This is a genomic window from Opitutia bacterium KCR 482 (assembly GCA_029269845.2).
Taxonomy (GTDB): Bacteria; Verrucomicrobiota; Verrucomicrobiia; order Opitutales; family Intestinicryptomonadaceae; genus Merdousia.
The window spans coordinates 197,544-209,569 of the sequence record CP149973.1 but is presented as its reverse complement, the minus strand read 5'-3'; the positions used below and the strand labels follow the sequence as shown (position 1 = coordinate 209,569).

Genomic DNA, 12,026 nt, shown 5'->3' with positions numbered 1-12,026 from the left:
TTTTTATGAAGGAAAAAGTAAAAGGCTATATGTTTTATGTGGCGTTCGTGGCGTCGCTCGGCGGCTTTCTTTTCGGGTTCGACACGGTGGTGGTGTCGGGCGCGGAAAAGGGGATTCAGCAATTCTACGGGCTTTCGGGTTGGGTTCACGGCTTTACGATGGCGGTCGCGCTCTTCGGCACGATTGTCGGCGCGCTCGTTTGCGGCAAGCCCGCGGAAAAGTACGGCAGGCTCGAATCGCTGAAGGTCGTTGCGTATTTGTACTTCCTTTCGGCGGTCGGCTGCGCGGTCATTTTGAACTGGTGGACGCTCGTATTCTTCCGCTTTATGGGCGGGCTTGCGGTGGGCGCGTCGTCGGTTGTGGGACCTATGTACATCGCCGAAATCGCGCCGTCGAACTGGCGCGGCAGGTTCGTTGCATTCTTCCAATTCAACATCGTTTTCGGGCTTGTCAGCGCGTACATTTCGAACTGGTACATTAGCACGCTCGGAATCGAAAACGACTGGCGCTGGATGTTAGGGGTTCTCGCGCTTCCGTCGGTACTCTTCGCCGCGCTGCTTTTCACGATTCCCGAAAGCCCGCGCTGGCTCGTAAAAACCGGCGCGGAAAAGCGCGCCGCCGAAGTGCTCGACAAAATCGGCGACACCGACGTTTCGCAGTCGCTTGCCGACATCAAAACTTCGCTCGCCGACACCGTAGCCTCCGAGCCGCTCTTCCAGAAGAAATACTGGAAGCCCATCGCAATCGCATTCTTTGTAGCAACATTCAACCAACTTTCGGGCATCAACGCAATCAACTACTACGCGCCGCGAATCCTCGAAAGCGCGGGCGTGTTCCGCGAATCCGCGCTTTTGCAGTCAATCCTCATCGGTATGACAAACCTTGTTTTCACGATGCTCGGAATGCTGCTTATCGACAAGTTCGGGCGCAAGAATCTGCTCTACATCGGTTCGGTATTTATGACTATTGCGCTTCTTTCCGTGGCGGCGGGCTTCCAGTATAAGGAGCTTGGCGGGTACTTTATGCTCGGTTCGCTGATGCTGTTTATCGGGGCTTTCGCGCTGTCGCTCGGAGCGGTAATTTGGGTTCTGATTTCGGAGGTTTTCCCGACGAGCGTCCGCGCGAAGGGGCAGGTCTTGGGCAGTATGACACACTGGTTCTGGTGCGCGCTTCTGACGTGGGCGTTTCCGATACTCGTCGAAAGCGGACTTTCCACATGCACGTTCGGCTTTTTCGCATTGATGGCGGCGTTGACGTTCGTATTCGCCCTAAAACTTCCGATAACGAAAGACAAATCGCTCGAGGAAATCCAACGCGAGCTTACGGGACAATAGGATTTTAGCCGTGCCGAATATGCATTCGGCACGGTTTATTGTTTTTTTGACAAGGCACGCTTACAATTACCGATTCGAAGCGGAGAAAACGCTCTGCAAACAAAACGTTGCGCTGCGCTGTCTGAAAAGGGTTTTTGCGCACAAAGCGGGACGGTTGCAATGCCGCCCCGCTTTTGTTTTATTCGCTACTTTTTCGTGATAAGCGAAATTTTGCCGACGTTGCCGAATTCGATTTGGCAATAGTCCCAATTCCAATCCTTGGATTTCCACGTTCCGTCTGCGAACGCTTTGAGCGAATCGAAGAATTTTGCGCCGCGCGGCAGGTCTTGGATTGTGTAGAAGCGCGGCCAGATGCTCATGAGTTCGCCGAGCGCGTGGTGCGGGCAGTCCATCAGGTTTCTCAGCGAGGCGTACAGGACTACTTCGATTTTGCTTTCGGGCTTCGAGACAGAACCGGTAATATCGATTTCAAACGGCGTGTTCTTTATTACGCCCGCGCGTTTGCCGTCAACGAGAACCTCCGCCACGGGGCAGTCGAGGTTGCCGAGTTTGAGCACGATGCGTTCGCCCTCTTTCTTCGGCGTTTTGACGTTTGCGGAATACGCGAGTCTGCCCGCGTAGAACGGAAGTCCGTTCGTAGTTGCGTCGCCGAGTTTGAGCGGCGCGGGGTTTGTGATTGCGAGCGCGTCTTTTTTTATCATCACGATGTTAGGAATTTTCGCCTTGTAGTCAAGGTTCTGCGGGTTGACGGGGCGCGCTCCCGTATCGACCGAAACGACGGAGAAGTCGCCGACCAAGTACACGGCTTCAAGCTCCGTGCCGTATCTGCGCCACTGCGGCTTGTATGTGGCGAGGTCGCCGTATTTAAAGTCGCGGTAGTGCATTTCGATTGTGTTTTTGCCGTCCTTGACAAGCCCCGTGATGTCAATGGGCAGCCAGCGGAAGTCGCGCCACGCAGGCAGGCCTGCGTACTTGACTTCCTTTCCGTTCACCCTGATTTCCGCGCGTTCGGGGTATTCTACCACAAGGCGCAGTTTGCGGTTCGGGTCGAAATTCTTGGCGTTGAAAGCGTAGACAACCTTTACGTCGCCGTCGTACTTAATCGAATTCAAATAGTTCATCGCTTCGAGAACGGGAACTTCGCCGTCGATGCGCTTTTTGCCGCCGTCGTACGAGAACGAAACGTAGTCGAGGGTCATTGAATTGTCGTCGAGGCGTTTTGCGCTCCAGCCCGAAATTTCGCGTTCGGCGACAGCTTTCGGCTGCGCGGCGTCGGGTTGGGGCGATTCCCTTGAAACGCGGACGTACAGTGCGTCCGCAGTTTCTATTGAAATCGGAAGTTCGAGAGTGTCGCCCTCTTTCGCGGCGGCGATGTCGGCAATTTTTCCCGTCTCGACGTCGAGCACCTGTGCGCGGGAGAATCCGCCGCGAATTTTCGCGACGCCGTCGAGCTTTTCGGCGCGGCTGAGGTTTGCCAGCATAATCAGGCGCGAGCCGTCGTTGAGGTTGCGGACGTGCGTCCACAGTTGCGACGAATCGCCCGATTTCTTTTCGAGCTTTACGAATGCTGGCGAGAATTTCTCGATTTCGCCGCCCAAGTCTTCGGGGTTTACGGATTTTACGTCGGCAAAGAACGTGTCAAGCTCCGCCGACTTTTCGCCGTCGATAAACTTCGGCGCGCTTCCCGTGCGCAGAATCAAACCGCCCGCCGACTTGAATTTTTTGAGTTTGTCGAAGGTCGAGGGTCTGATTGTATCGATTTCGGGCACGACAACCACGCCGTAGGACATCTGCCCTATTCCGATTCTCTTGCCGTCTACAAATCCGTTTTCTTCAAGCATTTGCTCGTCGCCCAAGTCGAATGTAAGCTGCTGGCCGCAAAGCTGCGCGAGAACGGGGTGAAACGATTCCGAAATTTTCGAAACGCGCTCGCGCACGACACGCGGTTTTGAATAAGGCCCGCCGTCTTTGGGGGCAAGGAACCAATTCATTGCGATGCTTTCCTGTGGGTGAAGTACGAGAATGTCGGCGGCGTATTTGCCCTGCGCCATCGCGTAGCAGGCGCGTGCGAGCGGAACGTCAACATAAGAATTGAGATTCCACCACGGCTGTTGGTAGTTGATATTTTGCGGAAAGTCGCGCTTGCGGCAACCCGTCATAGAGAAAAGGCTCAAGTGTGGCACGATGAGGTTGACCCCCAAAATCATTTGCTGGTGTGTAATCCATTCGCGGTCTTCAAATGTCAAAGAACCGCCGCTACAACCATACATTTCGGAAAGCATGCGCGTTTTACCCATTTGGTTGCAGACGCTCTGGCATTGTTTTCCCGTCTGGATTCCAAATACCCTGCGGCTCAAATGGTCGATTCCCGGAATTCCCATTTTGCGGTAGTACGGCATTACCCTGCCACTCCAAGTGTGTTGTATGGTTCCAGCGTCCTCAGCCATGCAGTGGCCAGTCAGAGCCGCGCCGCGGGCTGAGAGATAGTCGCCAAGCTGACCCATGAAATTCTTTTCAAAGAGCGAGTTGAGCGTGCGGAAATATTGCAGGCGGAACTTTTTTGCGCCGTCGCAATCGCTGAATAGCTTGTGGAAATGCGGAACAGGGTCGTACCCGTATGCTTTCTTGAATGCTACGATGAAGTCCGACGAATACGGAACACTGTTTGTCCAGCATTCGGAAACACTGCGGTTTGAGATCGCAGGCTCGTCCGTAAACTCTGCGACAATCGTCGAACCGTAAACGTCCTTGTAGCGGTTGTAGTACGACTCATACGCCAAGCGTTTGAATTCGCCCATTGCCGCTTTCGACATCGTGTCGACATACGACGTACCGTTGAACCAAGGATTGCCCTGTTTTGCGCGGTATACATAAATTTGAATACCGTCCTTCGGCTTTCCGATTGGCGTTGCTTCGGCGGGAACTTCCGCGCCGACGGGGCGGGCGAAGAGCGACTTCATCGCATAGTTGATGTCGGTTTGCAAAACCGTGCCGCCGCTGAACCCGCTCGGCCACTTGTCTTCGTCGTAAAGCCAAACGAACATTCCGAGCTTCCGGCTTTCGTCTACGCACGCGTCGACCGCCTTGAACCAGTCTTCGCCGAGGTAATCGGTCAGCAGTCCCGTGCGGCTGTGAACCATTGAGCCGCCCCACCCCGCCTCTTTCATGAGGCGCAGCTGGCGGCGAACCTCCGCGGGCTCCATTGTTTCGTTCCAGCTCCAGAACGGAACAATTCTGTACGCGTCGGGCGGATTCTTGAAATCTTCAAGAGAGAACTGCGAATTTTTGTCGTAGTTCAAATCGACCGCGCATTTTTTTTCGGGCGCGGATTGCGCGTTGTCGGCGCCGCCCGTGCACGCGCCCATTCCGAGTGCGGCGAATGCGAAAAGTAGGCAAGGTAGTTTTTTATAATTCATAAATGACATAAATCGTTTGACGGAATTTAATGTACAAACGCCCAAATAAATTTCAATCTTTTTCCAACATTTTCTTTGAAACTTACAGAAAATTGTTCGGCGCGGAGGTGTCTGGATTTTATGCCTATATTTTGCCCGCACTTTCCGCCCGTTGTTTTTCGGGAAAAATTACGATAATGTCTGGGGTATTCAAATAACGCCCTGCTTCTGTCAAAGTTTTCTTGACTCGAAATTTTGCGCAGGTACTATTCAGCGGACTTTATGGAATTTGTTATAATCGCCGTCCTGATAATTTCAAACGGAATACTCGCAATGTCGGAAATAGCCCTTGTGTCGCTTCGCAAGGCAAATCTGGCGGCGGACGCAAAACGCGGAAGTAAATCGGCAAAGCGCGCCATTGAACTCGCCGAAAACCCCGAAAGGTTTTTTTCGACCGTCCAAATCGGAATTACCCTTATCGGAATTCTCACGGGCATTTATTCGGGCGACGCAATAGCGGGAAAGCTCGGAGCGCGCCTGCGCGAGCTCGGAATACCCGCAAGCTGGGCGGTTTTCGGCGGGCAGGCGGCGGTTTTGCTTGCCGCAACCTATTTAACTTTGGTTTTCGGAGAACTCGTCCCCAAGCGAATCGGACTTGCCGCGCCCGAAAAAGTGGCGAAGCTTGTGTCGGGCGCAATGACCGCGCTTTCCGTCGCAACCGCGCCGTTTGTCTGGATTCTCGGCAAATCGAGTTCGGCGGTGCTCGGGCTTTTGGGGATAAAAAACGTAAAATCGAAAGTCACCGAACGCGAAATAAAATCCCTAATCGAAGAAGGCGAATCCGACGGAGAAGTCCAACCCGTGGAGCGCAACATCGTAGAACGCGTTTTTACGCTCGGCGACAGATGCGTGGAATCGATAATGACCCCGCGAAACGCCATGAAAAGCATAGATATATCGCTTTCAAACGCGGAGATTTCGGAAATCGTGGAGAAGACCCAGCATTCGGTGTATCCGATAACGCGCGGAGGCTCGCTCGACGATATAATCGGAACGGTAAAGCTGGAATCCCTCTTCGGCAAACTCGGCAATCCGAATTTTTCGGTGCTTTCTGTTGTCAAGCCCGCCCATTTTTTCAAAGAGGACACGCAGGTTTACAGCGCGCTCGAACAAATGCGCGAGTTGCGGCTCAAAAACGCCATAATTTCAAACGAGTTCGGCGTAACGCTCGGAATGGTAACGCTAAACGACATTATCGACGCCGTGCTCGGCGATATGCCCGAAGCCGACGAAGAAACGGATATAGTCAAACGTCGCGACGGCACATTTCTTGTGGACGGGCAGTGCCCGTTTCACGATTTTCTGATTTTCTTCGATGTCGAGGACGACGGAGAAAACGCCGAATACAATACCGTTGCGGGATTGATTCTTTCGGTATTAAAACACATTCCCCGCGCGGGGGAAATTGCCCAGTGGGGCGGATTCGAGTTCGAAATTGCCGATATGGACGGCGCGAGAATCGACAAAGTAATTGTAAAGCGTCTGGAAAATTCGGAAGAATAAATCTCCGCAAAGGGAACGCATTTTTATAAAAACAACGGCGCGGAGCTAAGCCGCGCTGTTGTGTGATGGTCGCCCTGTTTTTGTCGGGAGGAATGCTACTTTTTGAGCTTTGACAGCCTTTCGATTTGCCTTGCGACCTCTTCGCGCAGTGTGATTGTGTAGGCGTCGGGGTCGGGCATCATTTCGGCGGAGTTTCTCGCTCCGGGGTTCGGGTAGACTGCGTACGACTTTATCTTTTCTACCGTAGCGAGCGCGTCTTTGTCGCCCGTTTCCTTTGCGAGCTTGTCGAGCATGACGAAGTATTCGAAGTCTTCCTGTCCGTCGCGGACAGACTCCATTCTAACCGAAGAGAAAATCTCGTTGCGGCCGATGATTTCGCCCGTGTAGATGAAGTAGCCGTCGCCGTTCGGAAAGCGGTTGCGCCGCTTGATTCCCGGGGCTGGCGCGCTGATTCTGTCTTTGTGCATGCCCCATTTAAACGGGTTCTGCATGTACCAGTCAACCCCCCAGTATTCGTAGCCGAGGAATCCGCCCGCGAAGCAGAACGCCGCCATCATGCGTTCCTGCGCGTTGTAGGGAGTGTCTATGCAATAGTTGCCGTCGGTTGTGAACACTTTTTGCTGTCCCTGTTTGTCGATTTTTACGATTTCCGCGGGCGTCGCCGCCGCCGAGACGTTCAGCCCCCAGACATCGACCTGCTTTTCGAGCGGTTCGGCGTAGCCCCACGTGCTTGTGTAGACGCGGGCGTCGGGGGCGTTTTTGTGGATAAGCCCGAAGTACGCGTTGAGCATGTCTGCTACGTTCTTGTTCCAATAATACGGCTCGTCCGACATGAACAGAATGAAGTTTTTTGCCCAGCCCTTTTCTCGGATATGGTCGAAGACAAGCTTAACACGCTGCGATACCGCGTTGACGAATTCGGGCGAAAGTTTTGAGTAGTCTTTTGTGTCGGTATACGGCCATTTTGTGTCGTAGGGAGCCTTGCCGTCCACCTTCGGAATCGGCATGCCGAACGCGTGCCCCGGCAGAAGCATCAGGTACATCATCGGCAGTCCGAGCTCGTCGAACGAGAGCTTGCAGAACTTGTCGAACTCGGTGAAATCGGCGGAATATTTGCCGTTCTCGATTTTGAACGAAAGGCGGTCGTGCGAGTCCACCGAGACGCGTTTTGTCGCCATGAAGCGTTGGAGCGCGGTGCGGTCGTAGAATTTGTTGTGAATGCCCCTCTGGGTGGCGGGCTGACGCCATGTTCCGCTGCTGCCCTCGCTGCGCTTGTCGAAAAGAGCCATGAGGTGGGTGTTTTTCGGTAGCGTGAAATCGAACACGTTGACCTCGTAGGGGACTGCGCCCACAACCTTGCCGTCCGCCTTGAATTCGACAGTCCCTTTGTAGACGCCCGCTTTCGTGTTTTCGTCCGCCTTGAATTCAATCCAGACCGACTCCGTTTTGTTCGGCGAAAGGTCGATTGTCTTTTGCGGAATAATCGGGTCGGGATAGACTTCCGCCATGGAGTTCGGCGGCACGCAAAGCTCGTGGAATTTCAGCTCCGAGAATCCGTAGTAGTTCGACTTCGAGTCTACGACCACATAGCCCGCGACCGCCGTCTGCGAAGCCGACAGCTTCGAGCCGTCAGCCGAGACCGCTTCGGAGACGCATATTTCCGTTCCGTTCAGGCGCGTATTTGCGCGTACTGCGAGTTGCAGGTTTTCTACCTCGTTGCGGGCGAGCGAAATTTTCGCCGCAGTTTTCTTTGCGGGCGGCGCGTAGAACGGGAAAACCTTGGCGACGGAATTTACCTGCCACGCGGCGAGTTTTCCGTTTTTGCCGTCGTCGAACGCGGTTCTGTAATCGTAGTTTTCCGCGCGGCGCACCGAGCCGAAATAGACCGACGACACAAGGCAGTCGGTCTCGCCCGACTCGTTGATGTTTACCGTGTATATTCCCCTGTCGAAGCGGTTTTGCGAGATGAGCGCGCTGTACTGCCAGTCGTCCGAGGCATCGGTTTTCGTCATCAGGTATGTCGGCTGCTTGCCGCCGCGCTTGTAGTGGCTAAGCCTCGGAATCCTTACCGTCTTGTTCTTCGATTTCAGCTTTGCAAGATAGATGTACGAGCCGCGCGGCACGTCGATATTCTGGTACACGCCGTACCATTTTTTGTCGTCTTTTGTTATTTTGAGGTGGAACGCCTTTTTGCCGTCGGCGTCCACGACCGCGCCTTCGTCGCTTGTTTCCACGCGTTTTCGCCACGAGTCAAGCCCGTTTGCAAAAACGGGGTTTTTGAGCATGTTCGAGGGCGACGCCACGATTTTTTCGAACGCCGCGTCGTCTACAACCGTGCGGGTGTTCGCCTGCTGGTCGCTCATGACGTAGCTCGACTGCTTTGTGCCGCCCGTTTGCACGATTTGGTTTTTTCTGTCGCGCTTGAAATAAAGCGAGTATTGGATTTCGGACTTCTGGGCGATTGGGTCTACGGCGAAGAGCATATAGTCGCCCATCAGCATGAAATCCACTTTTTTGCCGCCGCGGAAGAACGCGAAGTCGGACTGCGAAAAATTGCCAGCCGACACGCGCTTAATCGGGATATACCCCAAGCCCGCCATCGACGGTTTTTCGGAAAGGTTGTAGACCGACGACACCATGCGGACATCGTATTCGTCGGGCGAAACGTCCCAAGTGTCGGCTTCGGGTATTTTTTCAATCGAAAGCTTTTCGGGCTTGTTGAGCGCGTACGCAAGCTCCACGCCGTCGTTTTTGAATTCGAGATTCACCGAATCGAAGTACGCGTCGCCGCCCGAAATTTGCGCGACGGTTCCGATTGCCATTGTTTTGTAGCCTTCGGGAATTTCCACAAACGCCTCGGCTTTTGTCCAGTCCGTCGTTCCGCGCAGGCATACTTTGGGAGAGAAAAAGAGGATTTTCTTTCCGCGTTCGGTCGGGAAGAGCGCGACGTAGAAGCTTACGCCCCTGTGGTTTTTCTCGACAACCGCGTTTTCCGATTTCAGCCACATCGAGACCCTGCCCTTTGACGGCGAAACCGTGAACGTGCGCTTTACCGCAACCCAGTTCGGCGTCGAGCCCTCCTTTACGTGCGTGTGGACGGATTTTTTGCCTTTATGGGCGTATTTTGTCGTGATTGAATTGACGTGGTTTTCGTCGGTGTCCTTTTGCGTCCAGCCGCCCTCTTCAAAAGACTTCATCTTTTCGAAAGACTCTTTGAACAGCACGTTGTCTACGGCAAGGTAGTCGGGCTGTTCGAGCGCGGCGGGGGCGTTGTAGTAAATCCAGACGCGCGTAGAGCCTTGCGGGGCGCATTCGACGGGAACTACAATCGACGCTTTTTTGCCGATTCTCTCCGCGTCGGGAGACACAGCCCAGAGAAGCTCGTTGCCGTTTGCGCCGACTACCCTTATCGACTTTTTCTTTTTGCCGACAAGCCCGAGCTCGGACGCGGGAATTTTGAGAATGTCGCCGTCGGCGGGCTTCGTTCCCTTGTTTGTAATGTCCACGGCAATTCTGTTTGCCGCGGGAACTCCGCCGTCAAGATACAGCGGAAAATGCCACTCCGCCGCAAACGATGCCCCAGCCCACGCAAAAAGCGCGGCAAATAATAGTTTTTTCATATATAGTATTGTTTGTTTCTCTTTGTGTTTATGCGCCGTAGGTTAATACGCCTAAAATTAATAGAGCGAACGTCGAGTTTGTAAAGAGTAAATTGGCGTTTGTCGGGAGGAATCCGCCGTTAATAAGTTGACAAAAAACGCGTGCGCGTGTTTGATTTCTGCGCATTTTAACGCTCTGCTAAAAACAACAACGCAAACAATAAATATAACGATGGTCAAAAAATTATTAACGGGGATTTTTGCGGCATTGTGCGCGGCGTCGGCGTTCGCGCTCGATACCGCGACAATACGAATCACAATGCCCGACGGCAAAGTTTCAACGCGTCAAGTAAAGGCGGAAAGACCCGCCGAAAATCCCGACGGCGGCGATGTCCGCCGCGTGAAAATACCCGTCCGCGAAATTCCGCGCGGCGCGCTGTATCTCGACGTAGTCGCCGACGCCGCAAAGGCAAAAAAAGGCGAGGCCGGCTGGTACGTCTTGGCGGACGGCTCGCTTGTAGAATTCACGCAGGATAGCGGCAAATATTCGTGCCGCCGACGCATGCCGCTGTTCGGCTTCAAGACTCCCCGCGGAAGCGCGGCGGTCGTCGTAAAGGGCTTGGGGCTTGAATTCGAGCCTACGGCGGAGGCGTCGGGCGGCAACTACGAAGTCTTCCCGCGCTTCAAAATCAAGGAAATCCGCTGCGACCCCTACGAGGACATCGTGGTAGACTTCTACAAGCTCGGCAACGGCGCAAGCTATGTGGACGTCGGAAAGGTCTACCGCAACTACCAGCTTTCGCGCGGCGAGGTGCGCCCGCTTGCCGAGAGGGTCAAGGACAGCAAGAGCCTGAAAAAGGCGGCGGACTCAATATATGTGCGCGTCAAATTTTCAACGCGCGTGCGCAGGGGTGTGCCCTACTCGGAATGGGCGAAGATTCCCATGACCGTCCAGTACACGTTCGAAGACGGGCGCAAGATTCTCGACCGCATAAAAAAGGCGGGCATGGACGACGTCGAATTCTGCTTTGTGGGCTGGCAGAAAGGCGGGCACGACGGCCCCTACCCCGACCTCTTCCCGATTCCCCAAGAGCTTGGCGGCGAAAAGGGCATGGTTGAGACTATCGATTTCGGCAAAAAACTCGGTTTCCAAATGACACTGCACGGCAACAACCACGACGCCGTGCAGTCGGCGTCGCGCTACAACAAGCTGGACGTTGCTTGGGACGAAAAGGGCAACGAATTCAAATACACCGTGCTCCCCGGCGGGCAGGTCTACTTCACATGCTTTCAGGTCGTCCACGACAGGTGGCTCGACGAAGACATCGCGGGCATAAAGCGTCTGGGAATCGACGGCGTAATGCACGTCGACGTTACGACGGCGCGCCCGCCCGCAACCTGCAACAATCCGCTCCACCCCAACAACAGAAAGGAAATGGCGGAATGGCAGCGCAGGGTTTCGCAAAAGTACATCGACGCTTTCGGAGGTTTCAGCAGCGAGGGCGGCATAGACCACATCGCGGGGGCTACCGACTACGCGCTGTATGTCGATTGGGTCGGCGGCGATTTCAAAAATCCTAAATTCGTCAAAACCTCCGTTCCGCTCTGGCAGGTTGTCTACCACGGAATAATCATGAGCGGCGGGCCGTTCTACGCCACAATAGACGCGTCCTACCCGCACAATACGGAGAAGTTTTCCGACAGCAACGAGTCTTTCAACTACCTCGGCTCGACCGAAAACCGCTATCTGAAAATGATTGAATTCGGCGGCAGGCCAACGTTCTACTACATAGACTACAACAACGCCGACTTCGCGCCCATGAAACGCGCGTACGACGACTACATGAAACTCCGCCACCTGCAATTCCAGTTCATCGAAGACCACCGCGAAATCGCAAAAGACGTTTTTCTTGTCAAGTACTCGAACGGCGAGAAAGTGCTCTGCAACTACCGCGACGTTCCATTCGAATATCGGGGCGAGACGGTAAAGGCGAAGTCGTACGGGCTTTTCAAGCCGTCGTTTTGGAGCAGGCTTTTCTAAGCGTCAAACGCATTCGGCAAAACAAAAGGACACCGCGGACGCGGCGTCCTTTTTTTTGTTTATTGCAGATAAAACGCCGAACCCGCAAAGGCTC

General features: G+C 54.1%; 5 protein-coding genes. 3 read left to right on the top strand and 2 right to left on the bottom strand.

Annotation, left to right across the window (positions count from 1 at the left end):
• Positions 1–5 precede the first annotated feature (5 nt).
• Positions 6–1,334: a sugar porter family MFS transporter gene (locus P3B99_000865; GenBank protein WYJ07679.1), complete on the top strand. Its 1,329-nt coding sequence runs from the start codon at positions 6–8 to the stop codon at positions 1,332–1,334.
• 185 nt (positions 1,335–1,519) lie between these two features.
• On the opposite strand, the gene P3B99_000860 is transcribed toward P3B99_000865, so the two are convergent.
• Positions 1,520–4,750, bottom strand: coding sequence for a glycosyl hydrolase (locus P3B99_000860; protein ID WYJ07678.1), 3,231 nt, complete (start codon positions 4,748–4,750; stop codon positions 1,520–1,522).
• A 261-nt stretch (positions 4,751–5,011) separates the two neighbouring features.
• Between P3B99_000860 and P3B99_000855 the strand changes: the two genes are divergently transcribed.
• Positions 5,012–6,292, top strand: coding sequence for a hemolysin family protein (locus tag P3B99_000855; protein WYJ07677.1), 1,281 nt, complete (start codon positions 5,012–5,014; stop codon positions 6,290–6,292).
• 95 nt (positions 6,293–6,387) lie between these two features.
• Here the strand turns inward: P3B99_000855 and P3B99_000850 are convergent, their stop codons facing one another.
• Positions 6,388–9,912 (bottom strand): DUF4091 domain-containing protein, encoded by a 3,525-nt coding sequence (locus P3B99_000850; protein ID WYJ07676.1) that lies wholly within the window; start codon positions 9,910–9,912, stop codon positions 6,388–6,390.
• Between the two features lie 211 nt (positions 9,913–10,123).
• Between P3B99_000850 and P3B99_000845 the strand changes: the two genes are divergently transcribed.
• Positions 10,124–11,932 carry a DUF5696 domain-containing protein gene (locus P3B99_000845; protein WYJ07675.1) on the top strand — a complete coding sequence of 603 codons (1,809 nt, stop codon included), beginning with the start codon at positions 10,124–10,126 and terminating at the stop codon, positions 11,930–11,932.
• The last annotated feature ends 94 nt before the right edge of the window (positions 11,933–12,026 follow it).

What these genes read in the sequence shown, in the direction of transcription:
- P3B99_000865 (WYJ07679.1), top strand. Translation starts at nt 6, where the DNA reads ATGAAGGAAAAAGTAAAAGGCTATATGTTTTATGTGGCGTTCGTGGCG.
- P3B99_000860 (WYJ07678.1), bottom strand. Translation starts at nt 4,750, where the DNA reads ATGAATTATAAAAAACTACCTTGCCTACTTTTCGCATTCGCCGCACTC.
- P3B99_000855 (WYJ07677.1), top strand. Translation starts at nt 5,012, where the DNA reads ATGGAATTTGTTATAATCGCCGTCCTGATAATTTCAAACGGAATACTC.
- P3B99_000850 (WYJ07676.1), bottom strand. Translation starts at nt 9,912, where the DNA reads ATGAAAAAACTATTATTTGCCGCGCTTTTTGCGTGGGCTGGGGCATCG.
- P3B99_000845 (WYJ07675.1), top strand. Translation starts at nt 10,124, where the DNA reads ATGGTCAAAAAATTATTAACGGGGATTTTTGCGGCATTGTGCGCGGCG.